16 protein-coding genes are annotated in these 26,136 nt (G+C 55.6%); 3 read left to right on the forward strand and 13 right to left on the reverse strand.

Annotation, left to right across the window (positions count from 1 at the left end; genetic code table 11):
- Positions 1-10 precede the first annotated feature (10 nt).
- The 12 genes from LVD14_RS01740 to LVD14_RS01795 all read right to left on the reverse strand — a co-directional run bounded on the left by LVD14_RS01740 (position 11) and on the right by LVD14_RS01795 (position 8,935).
- Positions 11-865, reverse strand: coding sequence for a bifunctional transcriptional activator/DNA repair enzyme AdaA (locus LVD14_RS01740; protein WP_237132300.1), 855 nt, complete (start codon positions 863-865; stop codon positions 11-13).
- 27 nt (positions 866-892) lie between these two features.
- On the reverse strand, positions 893-1,522 hold the full coding sequence (locus tag LVD14_RS01745; RefSeq protein ID WP_237132301.1) for a DUF998 domain-containing protein: 630 nt from the start codon (positions 1,520-1,522) through the stop codon (positions 893-895).
- 64 nt (positions 1,523-1,586) lie between these two features.
- Entirely contained in the window at positions 1,587-2,237 is a 651-nt protein-coding gene (locus LVD14_RS01750; RefSeq protein ID WP_237132302.1) for a hypothetical protein, read from the reverse strand.
- 44 nt (positions 2,238-2,281) lie between these two features.
- The gene (locus LVD14_RS01755; protein ID WP_237132303.1) at positions 2,282-2,596 is read right to left on the reverse strand and encodes a cupin domain-containing protein; all 315 of its coding nucleotides are present in this window, start codon (positions 2,594-2,596) and stop codon (positions 2,282-2,284) included.
- Positions 2,597-2,630: 34 nt separating this feature from the next.
- Entirely contained in the window at positions 2,631-3,092 is a 462-nt protein-coding gene (locus tag LVD14_RS01760) for a GNAT family N-acetyltransferase (protein ID WP_237132304.1), read from the reverse strand.
- A 22-nt stretch (positions 3,093-3,114) separates the two neighbouring features.
- Positions 3,115-3,723: a class I SAM-dependent methyltransferase gene (locus LVD14_RS01765; RefSeq protein ID WP_237132305.1), complete on the reverse strand. Its 609-nt coding sequence runs from the start codon at positions 3,721-3,723 to the stop codon at positions 3,115-3,117.
- Positions 3,724-3,808: 85 nt separating this feature from the next.
- Entirely contained in the window at positions 3,809-4,474 is a 666-nt protein-coding gene (locus tag LVD14_RS01770) for a divalent cation transporter (RefSeq protein ID WP_317622671.1), read from the reverse strand.
- Between the two features lie 103 nt (positions 4,475-4,577).
- Positions 4,578-5,036, reverse strand: a complete 459-nt coding sequence (locus tag LVD14_RS01775) for a helix-turn-helix domain-containing protein (RefSeq protein WP_237132307.1) — start codon at positions 5,034-5,036, stop codon at positions 4,578-4,580.
- Between the two features lie 183 nt (positions 5,037-5,219).
- Positions 5,220-5,627, reverse strand: coding sequence for a DUF1801 domain-containing protein (locus LVD14_RS01780; protein ID WP_237132308.1), 408 nt, complete (start codon positions 5,625-5,627; stop codon positions 5,220-5,222).
- Positions 5,628-5,659: 32 nt separating this feature from the next.
- Positions 5,660-6,028 (reverse strand): STAS/SEC14 domain-containing protein, encoded by a 369-nt coding sequence (locus LVD14_RS01785; protein WP_237132309.1) that lies wholly within the window; start codon positions 6,026-6,028, stop codon positions 5,660-5,662.
- 37 nt (positions 6,029-6,065) lie between these two features.
- A complete protein-coding gene (locus tag LVD14_RS01790; protein WP_237132310.1) occupies positions 6,066-6,848 on the reverse strand; it encodes an amidohydrolase family protein in 783 nt (260 codons plus the stop codon).
- A 14-nt stretch (positions 6,849-6,862) separates the two neighbouring features.
- Entirely contained in the window at positions 6,863-8,935 is a 2,073-nt protein-coding gene (locus LVD14_RS01795; protein WP_237132311.1) for a 7TM diverse intracellular signaling domain-containing protein, read from the reverse strand.
- Between the two features lie 264 nt (positions 8,936-9,199).
- Between LVD14_RS01795 and LVD14_RS01800 the strand changes: the two genes are divergently transcribed.
- The 3 genes from LVD14_RS01800 (at position 9,200) to LVD14_RS01810 (ending at position 24,808) form a co-directional block, all read left to right on the forward strand.
- A complete protein-coding gene (locus LVD14_RS01800) occupies positions 9,200-21,166 on the forward strand; it encodes a YDG domain-containing protein (protein ID WP_237132312.1) in 11,967 nt (3,988 codons plus the stop codon).
- Positions 21,163-22,983, forward strand: a complete 1,821-nt coding sequence (locus LVD14_RS01805; protein ID WP_237132313.1) for a ShlB/FhaC/HecB family hemolysin secretion/activation protein — start codon at positions 21,163-21,165, stop codon at positions 22,981-22,983. The genes LVD14_RS01800 and LVD14_RS01805 overlap by 4 nt, the downstream gene beginning before the upstream one ends.
- Before the next feature lie 97 nt (positions 22,984-23,080).
- A complete protein-coding gene (locus tag LVD14_RS01810) occupies positions 23,081-24,808 on the forward strand; it encodes a methyl-accepting chemotaxis protein (protein WP_237132314.1) in 1,728 nt (575 codons plus the stop codon).
- A gap of 43 nt (positions 24,809-24,851) precedes the next feature.
- Here the strand turns inward: LVD14_RS01810 and LVD14_RS01815 are convergent, their stop codons facing one another.
- On the reverse strand, positions 24,852-26,042 hold the full coding sequence (locus LVD14_RS01815) for a carbohydrate porin (RefSeq protein ID WP_237132315.1): 1,191 nt from the start codon (positions 26,040-26,042) through the stop codon (positions 24,852-24,854).
- Positions 26,043-26,136 lie beyond the last annotated feature (94 nt).

The raw sequence follows: 26,136 nt of genomic DNA on the forward strand, positions 1-26,136 counted from the left end.
CACATGTTTATCAAGTCGTGACAGTAACAGCCTGCTCCAGATTCTGCACGATTTCCCATGCCTGCACCACGGCCTTGCGATTCTCGCCCCAGCGATACCCGCCAAGCGCACCACTCTGTTGTATGACTCTGTGGCAGGGAATCAAAAGCGCAACCGGATTGGCACCGATTGCGCTGCCAACAGCTCTGGCTGACCTTGGTGCTCCTATCGCTGCGGCGACCTGTCGGTAGCTGGCCAGTTCTCCATGCGGTATGTTCAGCAAAGCGCGCCAGACTGCGAGCTGAAAGTTGGTCCCACTCACGTGCAGGGAAAGCGGGTTGTTGTTGTGCGCCGATGCGTGCTTAAAAAAGCCTTCAATCACCGGCCGTGTGGCGGCCACATCCGCAATGATGGCACTCATTGGCCAATCCTTTTGCAGACGCGACAACAGCTCCGACTCTGGCTCATGATCGACAAACGCCAGTCGGCACACACCACGCGGGGTAACCGCAACAAACAGCTGTCCAAGTGGACTATCGTGCACACCATAACGGATACACAGCTGCTCTCCGCCGCTTCGGAACTCTCCCGGCGTCACCGCTTCCAGTTGCACAAAATGATCGTGCAGGCGGGAACTGCCGCTCAGTCCAAGATCAAGAGACACATCCAGCAGGGAGCGACGCTGTCTGAGCAAGTACTTGCCACGCTCCAGTGTCACTGTCTGCAAAAAACGTTTTGGCGAAATGCCTGCCAGTCGACTGAACTGACGCTGAAAATGATAGGGACTCAGGTTCACGTGGGCTGCCACAGTTTCCAGGCTTGGCTGGTCTGTCGCATGCTCTACAATATAGGTCATGGCACGTGCTATTCGGTCATAATCGGACATGATGCTGCCTCTGTATACTCTACAGCATCATCTTAAATTCTTTGCCTCGCCAGACCGACCCGAATCTTGCTGTCTTGTTATACACCACCAGGCAGATGCCAGCAGCAAGCCAAAGACTATCCATTCTGCCAGACGCTGCAGCAGACCACGCCACTCATAGAGTCCAGGGTCAGCCATCATGCCAAACAGTGTCAACCAGACCATGGCGGCGGCCACCCAGACAACACGCATGAATTTTGAAATACGTGGGGTAAAGGCCAAAAGCACCAAGGCCACGGTGGTGGTCAGGTATGTCACTATGGCAAGCGCGTTATGAATCATCTGACTGGCACTGCCTTCAGCCGGGCAACCGATGTCGCAGGGCGCAAGCGCCGATCCAAGGTAGGCAATCGGCTCTGATAACAGCAGCCAGTACCCCAGGCGGCTGACGCCCTTCACAGGGACCACCGGAGCGGCGGTAACCAGCAGTGCCGCCGACAGGACTGCAAAAGGCACAAAACCAAACCAGCCAATCAACGACGCATAGGGCGTGCCGGCCGCGTTGAGCTCGCTTATGTATTGTCCAAGGTGGGAGTATCCCGGTTTAAGGAGGGCACCACCGAAGAGCATGATAAGGTAACTTGCAACCACCGCCACGATCAGCCAGCGCTTATTCATATCCTATCCTTTTTAACAGTCCGTCCAACCTGATTTTGTGTGGCTGGTTAACGCCTTAAACGCTCTAGTTCTGGAACGCCTCGTCGCCATAGTCCGGGCACGACTGTACAGTCATCGGCTCGAGGGCCTGGCGGCGACTGTCTGCGACCCAGCATTCGTCAAAAATGGAACAATAGCAGTAGGAAATTGAATTCTCCGGGTTCGCAATCATGGCCTGAAACTGTCGCGCGAGGCTCTGCTCTGTCACCGTGATCAAGTCTCGTCGTACGCCTGGGCTAAGCACGCGATCACTCAGGGTGCTTCTGCCAACCTGCTCATTCAATTCACCACCCAATTGCGTCACTACCTGCTCCCAGTCACGCATGGCCTGTCCATCCAGAACCACACGCACTGAACGTACCAGTGCCGGTCCAACTCCGGAATTGGTCACCGACAACATGAAGCCAGCTCTATCGCCGGTATCAAAATCTTCAACTGACAGCTGGACGAAGGGCCAGACCGCTGCCGCCGTCTGCTGACGTACTGCCTGAGACTCCGTCAATGCCGCATAAAGCGCCAGGACTGCGATAAAAACACCCACCACAGATAACACCGTCTGCCAGAATGACAGGCGAACCAGGCGCCGCTCCGTTCCACTCAGCCCCGGGTCATCGACTACCGATGGGGTATCGGCATCGCGGGAGACAACAACTTCCTCATCATTACTTTTAGTCACGCTCTTATAACTTCCCTATGCGTATTCTCATTCTGCCGGTTTTATCAACCCGCTGGCTGAAACCAGAATTCCACTTCATCGGTTTCCACATCAAATGTTGCTGCATGTTCCGCATGAGCAGGCACGTGATACCAATCGCCGGGGCCAAACCGTTCAGTTGTCCCATTCATGATCAGGATCAACTCGCCCCTCGTGATGACACCATAATTATCCGTGTCGTGGGTATGTGGCGGAATCGTGGTACCAGCCGGATAGGATGCAAACAGCACCTCGGCACCGTCTGCTTTGAGTTTGTAAGCGTCAAATCTCCCGTCGTACAACGGCAGCTGTTTTATTCGATTGGGGTATTTCCCTGACATGGCGGCGGCCCCGGCAACAGACTCAGCACTGAGCTTACACCGAATTTAATTCATAGTTAACCAGATCGATCCCTGATTTACGTTCTGCGGATACCAGACTAAAACCAAATTTTGTATAGAGCGTTGTAGCGGGCACATTCAATTTTGCTGTTGACACCTTCACGCTGTGGCCAGATGTCTCTGCCAGCAGTTGACCAAGCAGACGAGTAGCGTGCCCCAGTCTCTGAAACCTGGGGTGCACTACCAGAGAATCAATATTGCCGTGCTTGTAATGCAATACACCCGCCAGATGATCATCGGCAAAGGCTCCGTAGTAGCGCCCCGTGTCGCCAGCAATATTGGCGGCTGTTCGTTTTAGCGGCGGAAAGTCAGTCACACCCAGCAAGTCTGCTTCCTGCTGGTAGGCAGCCTGCATAACTGCATGAATGGCTATCGCCACATTCAACTCAGCGTGCGCGAGCAATCTGATGGAGGATAAACAGTAGGTAGTGCCCATGGTGGATGTATCGCCCTGATATTCAGCTGGCGGGCTTGCGAGCCACTATCTGAAAAATGTGCCAGCTGTGAGGAACACCTCCTGCCGTCTTGCCGCTTGAACGATGCACCTTAAACCGCAGCACTTCATACGGCCTGAGTATAGCTTCGACGTCTGATTGATCGAATGCTGAGACATGCGACCAGAACACGCTGGGGTTGTCTCCCGGTTGCGCCATGGTATCTTCTCGCCCCAGCAAAGATCCGCAGAATATTCCACCTGGCAGCAGGCATTCGTAGATATTATCCCAGACAGTGTTGAAGTGATCTGGTGGGCAAAAAAACAGACTGGCGTCTGCCACTACCAATGACGCTGCCGGATAGTCAAACGTCTCAAACGATGCCTTGGACAGGACCACGTCTTTTGATCCCTGGAATCGACCCTGGCAGACTGACAGCGCCTGATCATCCATATCAAATGCATATACGCGAAAACCGCTATCCAATAAATAACTGATGTCTGCGCCAGCGCCACAACCGCAATCAATGGCGGTTCTGGCGCCGTCGACTCTGCTGACAGCGAACTTCAGGTCGTCCCGTGTCGGGCGATCTGTGGTCGCCTGCAGATATTGCGCAATGTCTGCGTCTGACATGATAAATCCCTATTGCTACATAGCCTGACTGGCCAGACATCGATCACAGCTTCCACACACGGACAGTTGACCATACAATTTCGCTTCAGGAAACAACCGCCACGTGTCCCAGCAAGCCCAGCATAAAGCCCGCGACAGCGCCCAATGGAGGCGCCCAATGCCGCTTCAGTTGTGCCTGTGGCGCGATATCCTGAAACACAATGTACAGGATGCCTCCCGCTGCGAAAAGCATGATGCAGGAAATCACCACCGTGTATTCGGCAAGAAAAATATGTCCAATAGCGCCGGCGGCAGGCCCCAATAAAGCGAGTCCTGTAAAGATAAGTACGATGCGCAAGCTCCGATATTCAGTTGATGACCTGACTTCTCTAAAAGCGTTGAATCCCTCGGGCAGATTCTGCAGCGCAATAATCCCTGCCAACAGAAATCCAGCATCACTGGAAACCGTGAAAGTGGCGCCCAGCGCCATGGCTTCCGGAATAAAGTCAGACAGCATGGCTATCAGCTGATTGAAGGGCGTGTTGTATTTCGCAAGCAGGATATCAATCACCATGAATGTAATCCCACCTGCCGCGAAACACACAACAATCAGCAACAGAGACAGGTTTTCGATTCCCTCTGGAACAAGCACCAAAGCTACTGCGGCCAACAGTGCGCCTCCACCGAAGGCAATCACGCTGTGACGGACTTCCGTCTCTAACCACTGTGGTCGAATTCTCTCAACAGACGCAATCGTTGCACCTAAGGGCATCGCGATTCCAGCCATAAAGCACAGCAGTATGATCTCAACGAGTTCGCTCATTCGAGTTAAGTGAAGCCAGCCTGTCTATCAAATGGTCATAATCCAGTGAGAACTACAATTTGCGACCCAGCTTGCGCTCGGCCAGCCGACGCTCCCAGCCGGGGCTCATAAAGCTGATCACTTCAAAAGCAATCAGGCCCTGCACGACAAGCCCGGCGCCGAGGCCGGCAAAAATAATATAAACCACCGGCTCACCGTGGAAGGCAACCAGAAATACAGCCGCCAGTACTACATAGGTCACCAGAAATTCGTAGAATTCTTTCATCCTTTTGGCGTAAAGCAATGCCTGTTGTTCGTCTGCTTTCAATTGCGAATCGTCTTGCATGGGTTCATCCTCCGCTTGTAAATGAGATAGATCCACCTCAAACACGGAAGCAAGTGCCTTGCATGTCTCCATACTCGGCTTGTGGCCCTGCTCTATACGCTGAATTGTTCGCGTCGTAACACCCGCCATTTCAGCCAGCTGGCTTTGCGACCATCCATTTTTCAGACGTAATTTCCTGATAATCATTACACAGTCCTTATTAGGCCCATCGGAGCCCTGCTGAGTCCGTATCACTGCTTGAGGCAATGCAAGACTGGGCAAATTTCTTCTCAATTAAAACGACACAAACACGACATCATGACGAAATTAACGCGACACTTCTTTTATTTCAAAACCTTAGCAGCACAACTTTGTTGGCTTCGTGCCAATTCAAGAGGCGTGCTCCGCCTCAAGACGCTGTCGGATATCCTCGCAAGACGCCTGCACCAGCTTAAGCAGCGCGTCCTCATCAACGCTGAATTTTGGTGAAAGCTTTACATGACGCATGAACTTGCCCGTGCCAACCAGAAGTCCGTCCGGGTCCGGCAGTTCAACACCATGAAAAAAGCCCAGATTGACATGCGCTTTAAACACATCAACGTAAGCGAATGCAGTCTTGTTGACGCAGGCTGTTGGCTGATTGTCATGCAGCACCTCGGTGACATCATCGCCACACATGCGCAATGCGTCGAACCATTTGAGAGCAATGCCACCCAGTTCGCTGTCATGTGCCTCAAACCAAAGTTTGACCTCAGGGTGGCCTTTCTCTGCATCCCTGAGTCTGAAGAGCCCTCTCACGATTTAACTCCCACTCTGTTGCGCGATTCAGTTCAGTCAGCGGAAAGCCAGGCTTCTGCCACCGGCTTCTCACTCAGTTTAAAGGCCTTGATGCGCATCCACGGTATCAGCATGCCTTCCAGCTCGCTGAGGCGCTGAACCCAAGTCTCGTCTGCGAGTACCGCCGCCTTGCTAAAACGTCTGATGACACGAAACATGGCTGGCAGTCGGGAAAATTCCACAGCCATGGCACTGGGCGTAGGAAATCTGAACTCGGGTATCTCAAACAGCATCTCGCCGTCTTCGATGCCTTCAGAATGCGTGATGATCTCGTCCAGTGCCATTTCCATTTCGGTGGAATCCAGTTTGCCACTGAATTCCATATTGAGGCGCTTGGGCCCAACTCGCTCTACCTTAAACATAGTCACTCCTCAGCGGCCAGGACTGGCCTTTCGCCCGTCAACCGCTTAATGGCTGATTTTGCGGTTTGTAGAATGCAATCGCGTTGTCAGTGAGCACCGCCTGAGCGGCTGTTTCTCCCAGCGTTTCTAGGATAATCTCAATATCATGATCTTGGAAGGGAATCGGCGCGCGGGTGCCTGGCAGATCTGTGCCAAACATCAAAGCCTTCGGGTTTGCATCGTGCAGCAGACTGATAGCGTCGGCCGCAGCAAAATCGACTCTGCCAAATCCTGTCGCCTTGACCCTGACGCCGGCCTCAACAAGCTTCACGAGTGTTGGCAAACCAGCCTTCTTCAAGCCCAGATGGTCAATACAGACAGCTGGCAATCGATGTATCGTCGCTGCCAATTGTCCGAGATTGCTGGCGTCGACATACAGCTCCACATGCCAGCCCACCAGTTCATGAACTCTGCTGGCCATTGAAGACAGGTGGCGAAGATCTTCAGAACCGCCGCGATACAGATTAAAGCGAAGTGCGCGGACACCGGCTTTGTTCAATTCGATGATTTGATAATCGGGTGCATCAGAGGGCAGCTGTGTCACACCTACGAAACCAGCGCCAAGAACATCAAGTGCAGCAAGCAGATAGGTCTGATCAAAACCCTGAAAAGAGCCTGAAACAATGGCACCGCCACACACATCAAATCGTGAAACCCTCTCCAGATAGGCTTCAGCGGTGAAGGCATCTGGCAAATAACCATTATTGGCCACCAGTGGAAAACGGGGATCGATAATGTGCAGATGACTGTCAAATACCCTGATGCGCTGAGTAGGCTTCATGGCTGCACAAGCGTTCAGCTGCGCTCACCGCTGGTTAGTGCCTGCAGCTCCAACAGCGAATATTTCAGGGCCTCGCGGGTTTCTGCAGGCAGGTTCTGCTTGTCCTTGATGGCAGCCAGCACAAAGTATCCAGTGCGGGCGACCTGACGCCACCTTGGTCGTTTGGGAAACGATTCTTCGCCAAGATAACGATCCAGCGTACGAGTCCGCAGGCGTCCATTGTCGATGACAATAGCCCACAGCTTGCTCTCCTGCGCCAGCTCCACTTTGGTTTTAGAGGTGTACATCTCCCAACACTCCACCGCCAGGCGCATGGTTTCAATCAGTCGCGACTTCAGGGAGTGGCTGGTCGGCGAATCTGAGCCATTGCCGGTCAGTGAGTTTAAGCTCTCAAAAACTTGCTGCAATTCCCGGCGAACCTGTGGCGCTGCGTCGATCAGCAACGGTTCCAGTGACTGCAGCTGTTTGGAGACAGAACCCAGTCTGTCTCTGGCCTGAGCCATCATGCGGAAGGCCAGAAGCGGATCACCGGATCCTTCTTCATGGCGAGGGTCATTGAGAACCAGTAAGTAAAATGCATCCTCTACGCCAATCTGGGCTAGCTGGCCTCGGACAACAATCTCGGCATCCCGACCTTGAAGTGCCAGATTTTCGATTGTCATCGCAAGTTCGCTGTCATCATCCTGGCCTGACAGGTTGCCTAACACAAATTGCTCCGGATTTGAGGAATCTGCCAGCAACCTGGCGAATTCTGTTTCCTGTAAATCTGCCTTGTTCAACCCCAGCAGACTGCAGAACCCATGGGACGCAAAAGTGATGTAGCCCGCTTCATTGAGCGCCACCAGGCTGAGATCACTGTGCTCGAGTATCTGGTGCAGTCGGTTTTGCGACTGTTTTAGTTGCTGCTCAGCCAATTGGAACTGCTGTATCTCGGACTCAAGGCGTGCTTTTTCCTGTAGCACCAGCTGTTTTTCGCGCTCCAGCAGCCTGAATCGCCAGGCCAGGGCAAACGAAAACAGTACCGTTTCCGCCATCAACCCCAGGAACAGGGCGTTATCGGTAAACCAATTGTGCGGAAAGACACCCAGCACTAAGGTGCCGAAACCAACAATAACACCAATTTCACCTATCAAGGTGACCAGCAAATAAAGTTTGGCCAGCGCGTGTCCTCGCACTACACCATCCACCATGGCGTAAATGATGGCACCTATGGCAAAAAAGCTGAAAATCAGCGAACTGCTCTGAAACAGGCCAAAATCTTCCGGAACAACAGCAAGAAGCAGCAATAGCACTGCAATCGCAATCAGTACGCTAAAAACCCTGCCGAGCACTTTGTGATAGGAGTCTATGTCCAGAAACGATCGCGTGAACTGCAGGCGGGTCAGACTGAGCAGCGCGACAGAGGCGCCGCTTAGGTGACGCATAACATAGTTGTCATTCAAATCCAGAAACACCATGTGGCCGTTTATGCCCAGGTAAACCAGCAACACCGCTGCTGCGTAAGCCACATAATAGATGTAATTCCTGTCGCGCACGGTCAGATACAGGAATAAGTTGTATAGAATCATGATACCAATGGTGCCGTAGAACAGGCCCATGATCAGTATTCCCTGAGCTTCATTACGCTTGAACGCGGTCTCGGACCATAGTGTCAGTGGCACATGAAAGTTGCGGAACGAGGTCGCACGAATATAGATGGTCGCGTCGGACTCCGGCTGCAGACGCACCACGAAGCCCCCGGGCAGTGTCCGCACCTCTCTTGGATGGAATTCGGTCTGATTGTTGTGCATGTACATGCTTTCCAGCACGTCACCATCACTGTCGAGAATCCAGACGAACACATCATCGGTGGGCTTGGGAGGGCCGATCTCCAGCAAGTAGGGTGTAGCCTCGTCAACTAATCCAGCCTCCCAGTCCAGATCGAGCTTGAACCACAAAGCGGTATCGGTATACCCGAAATCGAGATCTTCTGGAAAGTTACGACTGAAACGTGAGGCTGAGGCGGGACTCGACACCTCCTCAAACGATAGCGAAGCAGAGTCATCTTTCAGCAATAACACATGCTCAGCCAGTGTGATCGATTCCACTTCCGGCCCAATACTGACCGATTGGGACCAGGCGGTTGAGAATGTTCCTGTAAGAAAAAGGGCAGTAAGCACTAAAAGAGTGCGGATGTACCATTTTGAGCCTGGTCTTGAGTGGAGTGTCATTTTTCTCGTAATAACAAAATCTTGCTGTTTGTTTAACCCTATTTTGGCCCTATTGTTTCAGCGTGTCGAGCTATCGTTCGAGCCTTTTCCTGTAATACTTGGTAACAAACCAAGAAACGCACAATAAAACAGGTAAGCCACGTGCCTCCCAGCCGATTCAAACGTCTCGAACTGGCCGTCGCCATATGCGCCGCCAGCCTCACCATGCATTCCAGTCGCGCTCAGGATCTGCCACAGGGCGCAGATGTAACTCACGGCCGGATAGACATCGACGTACAGGGCCAGCACATGCAGGTCCAGCAGGGCAGCCAGTACGGTATTGTTAACTGGGACACCTTCAGCATCGGCGCTGGCTATCATGTTGACTTCGACAATGGCAGCGGCGCTACACTCAACCGTGTCACTGGCACAGATGTCTCTCACATTTACGGACAACTCACGGCCAGCGGCAGCGTCTACCTGCTTAACAGCAATGGCATCGTCATCGGAGAAGGCGGCCAGGTGCTGACCGGCGGGCATTTCATTGGCTCCACGCTCGATATCCAGGACAGTGATTTCCTGGATGGCGGTGGCTTCTCGCTGTTTGGCGAGGCCTCAAGCGGGGTCACCAACCTGGGCAAAATCTCCTCCTCTGGCGGCAATGTCCTGCTGGCAGGCTATACCGTGGAAAACCGCGGCGAGATCAGCGCGCCGCAGGGTCATGCCGGTTTAGCCGCGGGTACCCGGGTAGATGTGCTGACCGACACGAGCTGGGCCGGCGGTGCCTTTGCCGTGAAACTCGGCGAGCGCGACAGCTCTGTCAGTAACGAAGGCCGCATCCAGGCCATGGTCGCCGAGCTGCGCACCCACAATGGCAACATCTACGCGCTGGCAGGCAATAACACCGGCCTTATTCAGGCAACCGGCGTGCGCAGCGAGGGCGGCAAGGTCTTTCTGACGGCGGAAGACGGCCTGGTGCAAAGCAGCGGTGTCGTGTCGGCTGTCAAAGCCGATGGCAGCGGCGGGGATATCGAGATATCCGCACAGACTATTGAGAATTACGGTGGTGTGCAGGACGTCAGTGGCAGCACCGGTGGTCGCATTGCCCTGACCGCGGACAGCATCATCAGCGATACCACAATGCGCGCAGATGGTACGGACGGTGATGGCGGCGTTATCACGCTGGAAGCTGAGGACCAGGCCCTGTTAACTTCCGCCGGCAGCATCAGCGCCCAAGGCTCAGCATCTGGCGGTGAGATTGCCGTGGATGGTGGTAGTGGCAAAACCCTCCTGTCCGGCTCGATAAACGTGTCTGGAGGCCTGCAGGGTGGCCGTGTCAGTCTCTGGGGCCAAAGTGTGTCGATGTTTGGCGGCAGCATCCTGGCAGAGGGTGGCGCACTCGGGGGTGAGGTCTATCTGGGTGGCGGCTGGCAGGGTCGGGACATCTGGCAAGGAAACGCACTGCTCGAGACAAGCAACTCACAATCCACCTACCTCAGCGAGACCAGTCATATCAGCGTTGATGCCAGACAGCTGGGCAAAGGCGGTACTGTCGCCGCCTGGTCTGATGGCATAACGCAGTTTGCCGGCAAAATCACCGCCCGCGGCGGCCTGCTGGGCGGCGATGGCGGCATGGTTGAAACATCCGGGCTGGACGGCCTTGGCGTGTCCGGCGATGTTGATGCCGGCGCACGCGCGCCATACGGCACCAACGGCGCCTGGCTGCTGGACCCCAAAAACATAACGATTTCCGAAACTGCCGCACCACTGGAGGAGTTCCGCCGGGTGCTTAACGAACCCGGCGCCCGTGCTGCCTCTTACACGACCTGGAATTTTGGGCAGGACGTGGATATCAGTGGCAATACTTTTATCGTCTCGACCAGAGAGAGCACGGCGCAGGGCAGGTCAGCCGGCGGTGTGTATGTATTTGAGGACGGCAGGTTCTCAGCCTTGTTGACCAGTGGACTGTCCAGCACTGTGGATTTCGGTAAGACCATCGCCATAGCCGGGGATTTTATTGCAGCGTCTGCGCCCGGTGACCGCCAAACAATTGAAGGTACCATCTCTCAGTATCGGGGCTCGATCTCGTTCTTTCACCGGGGAGATGGCTGGAAAAACGGCACCCAAAGCCTGCTTAGCAAGCAGTACAACCCCTATTCCAAGCAGACTAATGATTTTTCGACTGATGATTGGGGCGCTGCACTGGTCGGTGCCGAGCGCTCCGGCAACACCTACTTTTATATCAGCAATCCATTGGCAGATCTGAATTCAATCAATGGCGAGGACGCTGGCACAGTGCTGGTCTACAGCTGTTCCTCCCCCACATTCTGTGGATCCGCCGGGGAGCTCACGGCTGAAACCAAGGTCGCCGATCAGCGCTACGGTACAAGCCTGGCTGCAGATGGCGATGTCGTTGCGATAGGCAGCACTAAATCGTACCACCCTACACTTGCCACTAATCAGCTGGATGTATTCGTTGGCTTCAACCGGCTTAATCTGACTATCGAGGGTTTCGGCAGTATCGGCGGGTTTGACGTTGATGACAGAACCCTGGTGGTAAATTCCGGGGACTCATTCCGTCAATTTGATTTGTCTCTTGGCGATAGTGGGACACAGGCCCAACAAAGCGCAGCGTGGACTATAGCCAAACCCGTCAATCTATGGGTAGCAAATCGGATTGCGGTCTCTGGCGACACCCTGCTGGTGGAGAACGGCTCCACAAGCAGCAGTACAAGACATGCGATTTATCAACGGCCGTCTGCAGGTTGGAATAGCTGCCCGGAGTCCGACTGCGCATACAGCCTTAACATCACACTCAGTGGTGAGAGGGCGAATTCGTTCGCTCTGGACGGAGACCTCGCTATTATCGGACAACAAGACTGGGCCTCCGGAGCCGGCCGAATCAACATATTTACTCGCCACAATGGCACCTGGGGGTATGGCGAAACGCTGGGCGCTACCCAGCTTGACTATACAACAGAATTTGGTGACGCCGTTGCCATCGACGGCGATACCTGGGTCGTTGGCGACTCATCGGTGGCCTTCAATGCCACAAATGAAGGCGCCGCCTACATATTCGAGAATGGCAGCCTGGCCGCCAGGCTGGGTCGTCGTTATCCACGCTTCATTAGCGGTAGCTCTTATGGTTTCGGATTGGACGTCGGCATCGATGGCTCGACAGTGGCAGTCATCAGTCCGGGCGACGCCTACATTTTTGAAAAAGGCGCTGGCTGGAAGAACGGCACAACCAATCTGACCGGCTATAAATTCTTCGGCAGCAACACAGTCAACAGTCTGTCGCTGGACAATAACCTCCTTGCTGTTGGTTTCACCCATCAGAGCAAAACCACGCCGGGGCAGGTGAAACTGTTCCAGAACAGTGGTACGGGATGGCAGAGCGCCCTCGATAACGCTCTTGCCAGCCTGATGCCCAGCACCTCCCAGAACAGCGATGGTTTTGGCATCGACGTCGCGCTGGACGGCAATACACTGCTGGTCGGACAGGCTTCGACTGACAACAGCATCACGCAGCGTGCATTTATATTCGAAAACACCTCCAATGACTGGTCCACTGCGGTAGAGACCATTCTGAACCGTGGTCTCGGTGCCAACAATGACCTCTCGTCTGGTCTGTTTGGTGGTTCCGTCGCGCTGGACGGCAATCTCGCAGTGGTAGGTTTTGGTACACAATTCGGCAATGTGCAGCAATCCAGTACAACGGGCGCCTATGTATTCGAAAAACAAGGCAGCTGGGCCGCGTCAAGCCAGCCGGCAGCGCGTCTGCAGGTAAATCATACTGGATTTGGTGCTGCAGTGGCCGTAGACAACGGTCTGATCGGGGTCAGCGCCTTTCCGGGCAACAATAGTGTCGGAGGCGCAGTTTACCTGTTCAAGAAACAGGGCGGCTGGCAGGACGGCAGCAATAATCTGATCGCGTCACTGGCTGCTGCCAGCAGCGGTGGCAGCGACAGATCCAGCATCGGGTACAGCCTGGCAATTTCTGGTGACAAGGTCGTATCTGGCGGCACGCCCGCAACCGCGCCTGGCTCGAATCCCTGGCGGGCCGGTTTCCTGTATCAGGGCCCATTTGACGTCGAAAGCCGATTTGCTTTCGGCAACCAGCCAGGTGACACACTCAGCCTGAAGGCCAGCTCGCTCGCTGGTGCGCTGTCCCTGGGCACCGATATCACCTTGCAGGCCAACAACGACATCAACGTCATTGATGCAATCACCGTGAACAACCCTGATGGCAACGGCGGCAAGCTGACCCTGGAGGCTGGGCGTTCGATTCTGGTGAATGCGTCGATCACCACGGACAGCGGGGACCTGCACCTGTTGGCTGGCTCTCCCAATGCCAATGCTACTTATCGTGACAGCGGCGAAGCGCGCGTGTTGGTCGGCACCGATTCAAATAACAATTCTGCCACGCTCAATCTGGGCTCCGGCAATTTGCTGATCAACGCGCCGGATCGCTTCGAGAACCGCGCACTGACCAACAACATCTTCCGATTTGATGCAACCAATCCCGGCGTCTTCCGCGTATTCTCAAAGACACCAGACAACACAGGCGCCATCTCGCCCAGTAATTTGCGAAAGAACCTGGATATTACCGGCCGCGACTTTGTGCACTACAACAAGACGTTCGATTATTCCAACCCGATTCCTGACGATCTCCCTACCGGTAGCGGATTCTTCTATACAATTCGTCCGTCGATACGGGTCTCCGTAGGAGACTCTACAGCAACATTCGGTGATGAAGCCGTTGCCACACTTCAACTGGACTCGGCAACGCTGGATGGCAACGACATTGATGCTGACGCTTTCGGTATCACGGCATCCGGGATACTGACTGTCGTCAAGACAGCCCCGGCCGATCATGTCAGCAAAACAGCGGGCGGCTTTGCCGAGGTTGGCAGCTATACGGACGGCCTGATCGCGACCTTACGCCAGAATGTTACGACCGGCAGCCTGTTCGGGGTTGACGTCACGGCAGGTGAAGCCGGCGATCTGACGGTCACCAAGAAATCGATTCGCGCTATCGTCGACAATGTGACGCGCGAGTACGGCACCGCAAATCCTCAGTTCACATTTACCTTCAAAAACCTGCAGGATGACGGCGCAGGCCTGGTGGCAGGCGATACCGTGTCAGTATTTGACACGCCGCTGACAGTGACAACTGACGCGGCTCTGGATACGGATGTGCGCCCCCAGCCCTTTGACCTGGTTGCAGGTGGCGGCGCAGACAACAACTACGATGTGACGCTGGTCGACGGCCTGCTGACCATTGTGCAACAACAATTACAGGTTACCGGCCTGAGCGCACAGGACCGGGTGTACGACGCGACTGCAAGTGCGACTCTCAGTGGCGCTGCCACGATTGCGCCGCTGGCCGGGGATGACATCTCGCTGGGTGGCACACTTACAGCGACTGCCAGTTTTGCCAGCAAGCACGTCGGCAACGACAAGCCCGTCACCATCAGCGGACTGCAACTGAACGGCGCTGATGCGCCCAACTATGCTCTGGTACTCCCGAACCTGACTGCCAGCATTACGGCGCTGGCCCTGAATCCTACGGGCCTCAGCGCCGCCGACCGTGTGTACGACAACACCACCCAGGTCAGTCTCAGCGGCACCCCCTCAATTGCGCCGATTCAGGGCGACGACGTCAGCCTGGCAGGAACCGTCAGCGGCAGTTTCTCTGACAGGAACGCGGGTATCAACAAACCGGTCCGGCTCACCGGCCTGACGCTTGACGGCGCCGACGCAGGCAACTACACATTAAACCTCTCTGATGCCCTGTTTGCCTCTATCAGTCCCCGCGAACTGCAGGTGACCGGGCTGACCGCGCAGGACAAGGTTTACGATGAGACACTCAGAGCCACAACGACGGGCACTGCCACCGTCACTGCACTGGGCGAGGACCAGGTGCAAGTGGGCGGCACAGCTCTTTTCCAGTTTTCGGATCGCCACGTCGGCACCAACAAAGTTGTTACCGCCAGCGGCTTTACGCTGCACGGCGCACATGCGGGCAATTACACCTTGCTGCAACCGACCGGGCTGACAGCCAGCATCACCCCAAGGGACGTGGTGGTCACTGGCCTCAGCGTTGTCGACCGAATTTATGATGGCACTGCCGCGGCCAGGCTAGTTGGCAATGCCGGTATCAGCACTTTTGGTCAGGACGATGTTACGCTGCAGGGTGACGGCACGGCCCTATTCGCGGACAAACACGTTGGTAGCAATAAAGCTGTTACTGTTAATGGCTTTAGCCTGACCGGTGCTCACGCAGGCAACTACAACCTGCTGCAACCCAGCGGGCTGAGTGCCAGCATTCTGGCAAGACCTCTGAGCGTAAGTGGCATCACAATAAGCAATCGCGCCTATGACGGAACCATCAACGTCAGTTTCACCGGTGATGCGGCAGTCAGCGGCGCGCTTGACGGTGATGATCTCAGCATCGACAGCAGTGGTTTCACGCTAAACTTTCTTGACAAGAATGTCGGTACAGATAAAAAAGTACGCATTGGCGGCGTAGCACTCAGTGGCGCAGATGCCGCAAATTATGATGCAACCGATGCCGGATTGGTCGCATCAATCACTCCGCGTCTGCTCGACCTGCTCGACGTTAATGTTGCCGACAAAATTTACGACAGGACAACCAGTGCTACCGTTACAGGTGGTCGCATTACTGGCATCCTGACTGGTGACAGCCTCAGCCTGCTGGTGTCTGAGAGATTTGGCATCTTTTCGGACAAGAATGTTGGCCAGAACAAGACCGTAACAATCGCTGGCTTCTCCCTGACCGGCAGCAGTGCAGGAAATTACGCGCTTAATCCACTGACTCTGAATGCCAGCATCACGCCTCATACTCTTAACATCACTGGTCTCAATGGCGATAAGACATACGATGGCCAGGCATCTACCACCTTACGTCACAACGGTCTGGACAGCGCTTTTGTTGGAGACGACGTCAGCCTGGATGGATCAGCAGTCAGCGCTGCCTTCGCTGATAAACACGCCGGAGCGAACAAAAACCTTAGCTTGACTGGCAGTTTCACCCTGCAGGGCAATGATGCCAGCAACTATTTACTGAATCAGCCAGGCGCCCTGACTGGCACCATCAGTAAACGCAACATTACAGTTGACGGTCTGACTATCGCGGACAAAGTGTATGACGGCACAACCACAGCAGAAATTTCCGGTACTGGGACGTTTGGCGGTGCGATAGCTGGGGACGACCTGGCAATCAATGTCGGTGAGGTCGATGTACAGTTCGCTGACAAGAATGCAGGAAACAACAAGCCAGTTGCCATGTCGGGTGTCACACTCAGCGGCGCCGACGCTGAAAACTATTCAGCCGCTACTCCGACCGGTCTTACTGCATCTATCACACCGAAGGCGCTGACAGTATCCGGGATTGGCGCCAGCGACAAAGTGTACGATCTGACCACATCAGCGACCTTGACTGGCACTGGCGTGATTGCCGGCCGTATCGATGGCGACCTGGTCACACTTGATGAAAGCGCCCGTTCGGGCAGTTTTGCCGACCGTCATGTCGGGGAGGACAAAGTCGTCACTGTCTCTGGCCTGGCACTCGCTGGCAATGATCGCAACAACTACGTAATTTCGCCGGTCAGCGACGTAACCGCTTCCATCACACCTGCTACTGTATCGCTTACAGGTCTCACGGCGATAAACCGTGTGTATGACGCAACCACGCTGGTGAATCTGGACGGTGTTAGCACGCTTGATTTTGGCACACTTGGCACCCTAAAAAGCATCAAAGACGATCTCTCCCTGCTCGGAACACCAGTCGCCAACATGAACGACAAACATGTAGGTGACAACAAAGCATTGACCGTCAGCGGTGTCACCCTGGGCGGACAGGACGCTGGCAACTACACACTGAACCTGCCGACTACGCTTAGCGCAAATATCACGCCTCTGGAGCTTACCGTTGTCGGCCTGACGGCGGTGGACCGGGAGTACAATGGCGACAATATTGCTGATCTGTCCGGCACCCCCAGTGCCGCCTTTAAAACAGGAGATGCTGTGAGCATCAGCGGATCGCCGCTCGCCACGTTTGATTCCAAAGACGTCGGCGCACGCACAGTGAACGTCACAGGCTTTGAGCTGGATGGAGATGACGCCAGCAACTACCGGCTGAAACAGCCTGAGCCATTGAACGCCTCGATTTCACCCTACCAACTCGTCCTGCAGGGCGTTGTCGCCGACGACAAAATCTACGATGGCACCACAGTGGCGCCTCTTAGCGGCAGCCTGTCTGTCAGTCCCTTGGGTGGGGATTCTGTTACTGTCAGTGGACAGCCTGTTGCGACGTTCGCCAGCAAGAATGTTGGTGACTCCATTGCTGTCACGCTAAGCGGCCTGGGTCTGTCCGGCGGCGGCAGCAATAATTACATCTTTACTATTCCAGAGTTGCAGGCGTCCATCACACCGCGGACACTGACAGTTAGTGGCATTACCGCCATGGATAAAGTCTATGACGGCACGACTGCTGCTTCCTTCAGTGGCACTGCAACACTACCCGATGTGGTTTCCGGCGACGCCGTGGATTTTGACGCGTCTATTCTTAGCGGCAGTTTCCGTGACAAGAATGTCGGTGACGGCAAACTGGTGACCGTGGAAGGCGGCGGACTCAGCGGAACAGATGCCGGCAACTACCTGCTGCAACTGCCAGGAAGCCTCACTGCATCAATTACACCAAAGCCTTTGAGTATCACAGGAATAAGCGCAGCAGACAGGGTCTATGATGGCACAACAACCGTATCGGTATCAGGTGGCAATCTTGAAGGCATGATTGACGGTGATGCAGTGCAACTTTCAGCTGCCGGTGCCACAGGCACGCTGTCCGACCCTGATGCGGGTGACAACAAACCGGTCACAGTGGCGGGCTTCTCAGTCACTGGCGCAGATTTTACAAACTACTCTTTAGCAGAACCCGAAGGGGTTACTGTCAATATTCTCCAGCGTCTGTTGGAGATAAGCGGCGTCCAGGTAGCTGACAAATTCTTTGACGGCAATACCTCAGCAACCGTCAGCGGCGGAAACCTGCAGGGCGTGATCAGCGGCGATGATGTTGGCCTGGTCGGTGCCAATATCAGTGGTGAGTTTGCCGACCCTGAGGTTGGCGACAACAAACCCGTTATTCTGTCAGGCTTTGATCTGACGGGCAGCGATGCAGGAAACTATTCACTGGGTGACGCACCAAGCACCACCGGCAACATTAAGCGTGAGCTACAGCTGATCACCGATGTCGTACCACCGGAAGTCTTGCGTGCCCAGGCCGACACGAATCTGGAAGCACAACGGGAAACGCTGACCGCAATGGTCAACGCACAGGCGGACGCGGTAACTGTGGTCGAATATGAAGCGGCGACCGCCAGCGTATTTCAGCGCGTGGCAGCTGCACCTGTCAACAATTCGATTCTGGCAACACCACCCGAGCAACAGGACACTTTCACTCAGACCTATGTGGCGGCAGCGCAGACATTGCAACAACGTCAGCAGGAGTACGCGGCCCTGGAAACCGGCTATCGCAGCGAAGCTCGATACCTGAAGTCACTGACACAGACATTCAATCAGGTGCAACGGGATCTTCAAGTGGCGTCTGCATTGATTCCCGCGATTGAATCCTCCATCGCCGGAGCCACCGCTGCGCTGGCTGATCTTGATACGAATCTGGCCGAAATTCAGGAAGCACGCGAGCGACTGGCGGAATACACACAACTGGAACAGGAAGCTCTGGCCACAGGTCGCGGCGCGGAGGCTGCGCAGTACCGCGAGATGCAAGCCGGTTTACAGGAACTGATCGATCAGGAAGACGAATTGCTGCAGCAACGCGCAGAAACAGAACAGCTGATTGCAGAGCAGCAGCAGGAAATCGAGAGCACGCGCCAGAGCATCGCTGAGCTGGAAGAGCAAAGCCAGGTGCTAAGCGCCGAAATGAGTGACACCGAAATCGAAGTGCAACTGGCCGCAGAGCGCGCCAGCGCGTTGCGAGAAGGAATCGCTGAGGCCAGCGAGGAAATGGAGACCGCACGCGCGGAAGGTGCGGCAGCTTACGAACAGCGGGCCAGCAACCTTGCCCAGGCCCGCCAGGAAGCCGAGGCCAAGGTAAATAATCTGCAAGCGGTCGTTTCATCAGACCTGGCGCAGCGCACTGCCGCCAGCCTGGTGGATACCGACCCAGCGGTTGTTGCAACGCTGGCGGGACGTGAGCAGGCCACCGCCGCGAAAAATGCGGTAGGCCAGACAATTTCGCAGACCCTGGGTGCCGGAGCACTCAATTACGCGGAACAACTGGCACAGCAGGCGACCTCTGGTCAGGGCCTGGGCGTCAACCCGCAGCAACTGCGAGACGGCCTGGTCAACAGCGTACCTGAACTCAACCAGCTGCAGACCCAGTACCAGTCAGCCATGACTGCCCAGCAGTCCGCAATGACAAGCATTGAGGACATATTCTTTGCTGGCCCCCGAAATGCGGCGCGCACTCTGTTGGGCGTCACTGGTGCCCAGGCTGACAATCTGCCAATGGTTGCTGCTGCGCGCGAGCGGATGAATAGTCGCATTGCACAACTTGCAGGTGTTGACCTCAGCACCATTCCAGCCGTGGACGCCAGTGGCAACCCATTGCCCATGGTGGAGCGTATTGCGCTGGGGATGCTGGCCCGCCAGGGTGCCACCGACCTGGCGGCAGCCGCCAACCCCGGCACGCTGGGTTCGGCGGCCAGTGGTTACCAGGCACGCATTGATGCGGCGGTCGGACGTGAATTTGGCATCACACCCACTCAGGCCTTGAATGACCCCAATGCTGCCTTGAATGCAGCAGCAGATCTGGTACCAACCGATCGGGACAGTGCCATTGATGTGGCCGAGCAAATGTTAGTGGCCCGCGTCCGGCTTGATGGCGCCCTTCAGGACGCCGCCATGCAGGAAGCAGCCGCCCAGGATCCAACGGGCACGCTGGCCGAAGTCAACAATATCGAAGCCGCCGCTGAGCAGGCGTTTGCCGATACCTATGGTCAGACACCCGAAGAAATGCTCATCAGTTATATCAATGGTCAGGCAGATGCCGCACGTGCTGCCGACACGCCCGAGGAAATGCTGGAGCTCTACCTGCAGAACAACATGCCTCAGGCAGCGCTGGCAAGAGACGTTATCGAAGGCATGCGCAATGGCGCGCCACCCGATCAGTTGCTGGCAATGGTGGCCAGTTCCTCAACGGGCGGCCGCAACAATCCACTTTCCATCAACAACACGGGCGATGCAGCGAATGCCGGTCGCACTGGGCTGGCCATGCAGGACGCGGCAATCACGCAGGCCGAGGTCGCTGATCGCACAGGTACGCTGAGAGCGGTTAACGATGTGCGCGGCGCGGTTGATGCCGAGTTCGCCGCCGTGTTTGGCGGTAGCCCGGAAGAGTTGGCTCTCAATGCGCTGGAAGATCCGGAAGCTGCGGCCGGCCAATTGCTTGAACTGGGTGAAGATCTGTTCTCTAACCCGGAAGGTGCCACACTGGAGGCTGTCAATATCGTCGGCAGCGGTGCTGTCAGTGCGGCCAGCAGCGCGCTGAACACAGCACGCAATCAGCTGGAAGTCCTGGCGGGTCCGCTCGGTGGCGTCGGCGAGGCCATGACCACCATTGCTGACTGGGGCGGAGACATTGTCGGCGGCGCCATCGACTTTGCCGGTGACCTGTTCGGCTTTGGCGGTGGTGGTCCGTCCGATGCAGAAATCGCCGCGGCCCAGGCTTTTGTAGCACAGCAGGCTCGTGTGGCTGAACTGGAGCAGCAACAGGCTGAAGATCAGGCGATTATGGCCTACCTCGAGCAGGCCCGTGCAGTCGCTGAATCCAAATACCGTCTGGCGGTCGGCGTTGAAAAAGCCAAAGACCAGGTGAGCCAGTATGTGCTGAACGCCAAGGTAGAGTCACGCCGCGAGCAGGAATACCAGGTCACCCGCCAGGCCAGCACCGAGGTGATCCGTGAGTATGTCCAGAACAACCTGGAACAGGAGGCCGGTGCTGCCCAGCGCCAGCTGCAGGCCGTATCCGGCACGCCGGAAGAACTCGCCGCACGCGCAAACGCCTGGAGGGCAGGATCATGAACAACACTAAACCATGGTCTATCTGCTTAAGCCTGGGCCTGCTGGCAGCTTTGCCGGCCACGGCCCAGCAGTCAGAGTCCGGCGTTCAGGTGATTGGTCCACAATCCACGGTGGAACGTTATGATGCGCCGGTACTCCCGATCGGGTCCGCAGAAGGCATGATCGACTTTCCATCGTTGATCAGTGCGCCTGGCGCCGATGATGGCATTGAAATCATGCCCAGCTTTGACGCCGTCACGATAGAGATACTGGGCACCGGGCAGAGTCGCCAGGAGGGCGAATTTGTCGACATTCTGGGTCAGAGTCGCGCTGACGACACTAACCGCGATGCCTTGTATGGGGCGCTTCGTGAAACCCTGTCCGTGCATCAGGGACTGCCACTGACGCTGGGCGATGTGCGCTTCATTCAGCAGGACATTACTGATGCCTATCGTAGCAACGGTTACCCATTGCTGTCTGTCATCGTTCCTCCGCAGGAGATCGCCAATAATCATCTGCGTGTGCAGGTCAACGAGTTCCGGCTGGCAGAGGTGCGGCTCAGCTATGGTCGTGGTGATGGCAACTATAGCGACGGCGACCCTCGCTGGAGTGATCCTGAAAAAATTCAGGCGCGCTTCGAGCCCGTTCTTGAGGCGCCTATCCTCAACCAGCAATCGCTGGACGATGCCGTCGAACAGCTTAACCGCAGCCCGTTCCGCAGTGCCCGAGTGGTGTTTGAGCCAGGCACGGAACTGGGTCAGAGTATTGCCAATGTGCAGATTGACGAACAGCGCCCCTGGAGTATTCAGGGCGGCTATAACAATCATGCCACGGAAAGCTCCGGCACTAACCGATACTCCCTCAGCGCCACCCTGGGCAACATCCTCGGGGAAAACAACCAACTCTCGCTAAACGCCACCTTCGGCGACAGTATTGAGGAGTTCAGTAATTATTCAGCAGTGTTCACCGTTCCGAACCGCTGGGGACATACATTTACATTAAATACCAACTATTCTGATACGGCATCCAGCACCATTCCCGGCATCGATTCAGCCAGCACATCCCTTCAAATGACTGCCGACTACCGTGTACCTTTGCGACGCGGTGACAGCTGGGAATTGTCTGGCAACGCGGCCTTTTCCTTAAAACAATTTGAACGCGCCAGCCTGTTTGGTGGCACTGAAGTGGGTGGCGCCGAGTATGACGGCGCACAACTGTCCGCTGGGCTGACGCTGAACCTGCAGCGAGAATTCAGCTCCAACCAGATCTCGGCGACTGTGTTTAACAGTCTCGCCGGTATAACCGACCTGAACAACGCGGAAAACTATCGCCGCTTCTACAACAGCGCCGATGGTGATCCTGAAAGCACGCATATCAGCCTGAGTATTGCCCACATGCAGCAACTCGGCGTGCTTGGTGATCGTTGGAGCAACTGGCGTACCGAGACTCAGATCTCCGCACAATATGCCATCACCCAGCTGGCAGGCAGTGATAATTTTGCACTGGGAGGGCCCGGCATCCTGCGCGCCTATCAATCCAGTGAAGGCGCCGGAGACCGTGGTGCGTTCATCAACCAGACGCTGCATTTCCCACCGTTGAGCCGCCCAGTCCTGTATGGTCTGATCCAGAACGTGCAGTGGTCCGCTTTCGTAGAATCAGGCACGGCGGAATTCGAGAACGGCGGCAGCATCACACTATGGGATGCAGGGCTGGGAATGTCCCTGCAGTTTCGTGGCAACACGCGCTGCAACTTCACGCTTGCGGTTGCCGGCGAGGATTCAGGGCAGACGCAATCGGGAGATAGTCGGTTTTTCGCGGGGTGTAATTTCTCTTATTGACGCACAAGAATTGAATTCTAAACTTATCCACAGGGTGCCGATAACCAGATAGTAACATCTACAAAATCTCTATCGTCGGTAAAAAAGGCTTACCCTCATGTCCGTTAAACAGAAACTCATCGGCATGGCTGCCCTCGCAGTTCTGCTACTTTTGATTGTTGGAGGCTTCGGTTTCACGGGCATTGCACAATTAAACCAATCGACCAGTCATTTACAGCTTCAGTCCAACATTCTTGGCAACCACCTGACCGCAGACATGATGCACGATGCGCTTAGTTCTGACGTGCTCGCCGCGGTGGTGGCGAGCAGCAGTGGTGATCGCGAGGCAATTGAGACAGCGCGCGCTGATCAGCGCGAGCACGCCCAGACCTTCCGCGACATGCTGGCGGCCAATGAGTCGCTTATCACGGACCCGGAAACAGCCACCGCTCTACAGACTGTGTTGCCTGTATTAACCGACTACATCAACTCGGCCGACCGTATCGTTTCGCTCGCTGAATCCAATCTGTCTCGGGCGCTAAGTTCGTCTCCAGCCTTGACTGCCAGTGTTCTGACGGTCGATGAACCTCAGGAACAAAACAATGCCGCAGCAACCGTTGTCGAGCCTGTGACAGAAGCCCGGCCAACGCAGGCCCTCGCCGAGCTGGACGACTTTCGGGCAGCATATGCCCGTCTGGCGGATGAGATGGAGAGCCTGACCAGACTCATCGAGCAAAATGCGGCATCCGTAGAGGCTGAAGCCGATGAGACAGCTATAGCATCGAACATGTTGATGAGCCTTGGTCTGGGTGTTGGTGTGCTATTGATGGTTGCACTCGCCTGGCTGATCAGTCGCAGCATTGTTGGACCATTAAACGAGTTGCTCGCCAACGCTGAAATAGCCGCCACCGGGAATCTGGGTACATCTCTTACGATTAATGGCAGTCAGGAAATCGCCAACTCAGCCAGAGCTCTGGAAACGATGCGCTTAAATCTGTCTACCATGGTAGCTGCCATTGGAGACTCGGCCAAACAACTGTCGTCTGCTTCAGATGACATGACGTCAACCACCTCCAAGAGCCGAGGCAGTGTTGATCAACAGCAGGCGGCGATCTCCCAGGTTGCCGCTGCCATGCACGAAATGACCGCCACATCGCAGGAAGTTGCCGACAATATCAAACGCATTGCGGATGCCGCCGTTGCTGCTAACCAGGAAAGCACCGCTGGTACTGAGGTGGTCCGCGGCACAATCAGTGACGTGCGCGATCTGGCGGCACAAATAGAACAGTCTGCCGCTGTCATCAATCAACTCAATGAGGACAGCGAAGACATCTCCGGAGTACTCAGCACCATTACCGGTATTGCCGAACAAACCAACCTGCTGGCACTAAACGCCGCCATTGAAGCGGCTCGTGCAGGAGAACAAGGCCGTGGCTTCGCTGTGGTCGCCGACGAAGTTCGCACGCTTGCCAGCCGCACACAGCAGTCCATCGGACAGATTCAGGCGACCATCGAGAAGCTGCAGGGCGGCTCCCAGTCAGCGGTCAAGGCAATGGAGAGCAGCCGCAATAAATCCGGCAAAGTGATGGAGCAGGCGCGCCGTGCGGGGGCCTCGCTGGAGGCGATCGTGCGCGGGGTATCTGAAATAAAAGACATGAGCGTGCAGATCGCCGACGCGGCTGCGCAGCAGAGCACGGTGTCTGAAGATATCAGCAGATCTCTGGAGCAGATAGACGGGCAGTCACACATCACCACCGAAGGCCTGGGGCGCACCAGCCAGAGCGCGGTTGCCGTGGCGGATATTGCCTCTGAACTGACAAAGGCGGTCTCAAAATTCCGGTTGTAGGCCTGTGGCTTGTCGACGTCGGCGGGAGAGCGCAGAGAGTCAACTACATCAGCGACAGCTCCAAGCGAAGACCAAATACCAGAGCATCGTCTGAGTCGCGTTCGGCACCCGGATTGACCACGTATTGCAAATTGGTCTGAATTGAAACTACGTCCCCCAATGGTGCACGATAACTTAGTTCGAAATTGGTTTCGTGGGCAGCCGTATCAACTCCTTCAAGACGATTCAGCGATTTAAAGTCTGCGCCCGTCACACCCGTGGCCACCGCCAAACCCACGGCATCATCAGGCCGGGCCGCCAAAAATTCGCTTAACACCAAGCCTGCGCCGGTGTACCCGCTCAGCTGATTTATCTGACTGTCGGCAATACCGACTCGAACAAAACCATTTAACTGCCCGGGTAGCCAGTCAACCGGAGCAAACGCATGATCGATAAATCCGTACAGCCCTTTATTGTGGCGCGTTGACGGATCTCGCTGCACCGGATCGGCCAGTGTCTCAGTTTCCGTCGTGTAGAACCAGGCGCCCAGTCCCAGGCGGCTTTGCGAAAACTGTCGGTCAGCTTCCGCCGCCAGCAGTAACCCCTCATCACTGCTCCAGTAAATGCCACTGTGGTTGTCGTTTTCCGGATTTCCCGGCACGGCGTCCAGAATGGCAATACGGTATGACATGCTTTCCGACACGCTGCCCTGCCAGCGCAGAGCCAGCGATGTCAGGGGAAATAAAGACGGACCGCGCTCACCACTTTGAGCATAGTCCGTACCGATCCCATGAGCGGGATTGAGGAAAAAACCCGCTGTGTCGATCGCATCGAACTCAGAGTTCAGATCATACAGACCAAAACGGAGAGAGTGCGCAGATGGCCAGGTTTTGTCGATCCACAGTTCCAAAATACCAAGCATGGAGGTCGTATCGATATTGCTGATGCCATGCACGGAGCTGACTAGCCTGTCAGACAGCGTGTCATTGTTATTGTACAAACCATAGGCAAACACCGTTACACCGTCCCAGCCCCAGGCCCTTTCCGCGTCCAGTGTCAACGTCAAGTCGAGATTATCCAGATAAACCTCGTCCTGAGAGATTCCGCCGCTCTGATTGGACCACAGCTCGCCAGTGTAGATCAGCTCTGTACTGAGTGGTTCTGCGTGCAGCTGGGAACAAAACAATAGCGGCGCTGACGCTGCCAGGACAAGATTTTCAAATGCACGTGAAGAAGGGCTGGTATTGTCTCGCATGAATCAGATCGCTATAACATCGTGACTGGGTATACGAGTAATAGCGGCAGATAGCCGGCAAAGTTGATCACTCCTTTCCTGATTGATCACACGG

Source organism: Pseudohongiella sp. O18 (genome assembly GCF_021729085.1).
Classification (GTDB): domain Bacteria; phylum Pseudomonadota; class Gammaproteobacteria; order Pseudomonadales; family Pseudohongiellaceae; genus Pseudohongiella.

Coding starts and splice junctions, on each gene's coding strand:
- LVD14_RS01740 (WP_237132300.1), bottom strand. CDS start 865: ATGTCCGATTATGACCGAATAGCACGTGCCATGACCTATATTGTAGAG.
- LVD14_RS01745 (WP_237132301.1), bottom strand. CDS start 1,522: ATGAATAAGCGCTGGCTGATCGTGGCGGTGGTTGCAAGTTACCTTATC.
- LVD14_RS01755 (WP_237132303.1), bottom strand. CDS start 2,596: ATGTCAGGGAAATACCCCAATCGAATAAAACAGCTGCCGTTGTACGAC.
- LVD14_RS01760 (WP_237132304.1), bottom strand. CDS start 3,092: ATGGGCACTACCTACTGTTTATCCTCCATCAGATTGCTCGCGCACGCT.
- LVD14_RS01765 (WP_237132305.1), bottom strand. CDS start 3,723: ATGTCAGACGCAGACATTGCGCAATATCTGCAGGCGACCACAGATCGC.
- LVD14_RS01770 (WP_317622671.1), bottom strand. CDS start 4,474: ATGCCCTTAGGTGCAACGATTGCGTCTGTTGAGAGAATTCGACCACAG.
- LVD14_RS01775 (WP_237132307.1), bottom strand. CDS start 5,036: ATGATTATCAGGAAATTACGTCTGAAAAATGGATGGTCGCAAAGCCAG.
- LVD14_RS01785 (WP_237132309.1), bottom strand. CDS start 6,028: ATGTTTAAGGTAGAGCGAGTTGGGCCCAAGCGCCTCAATATGGAATTC.
- LVD14_RS01790 (WP_237132310.1), bottom strand. CDS start 6,848: ATGAAGCCTACTCAGCGCATCAGGGTATTTGACAGTCATCTGCACATT.
- LVD14_RS01805 (WP_237132313.1), top strand. CDS start 21,163: ATGAACAACACTAAACCATGGTCTATCTGCTTAAGCCTGGGCCTGCTG.
- LVD14_RS01810 (WP_237132314.1), top strand. CDS start 23,081: ATGTCCGTTAAACAGAAACTCATCGGCATGGCTGCCCTCGCAGTTCTG.
- LVD14_RS01815 (WP_237132315.1), bottom strand. CDS start 26,042: ATGCGAGACAATACCAGCCCTTCTTCACGTGCATTTGAAAATCTTGTC.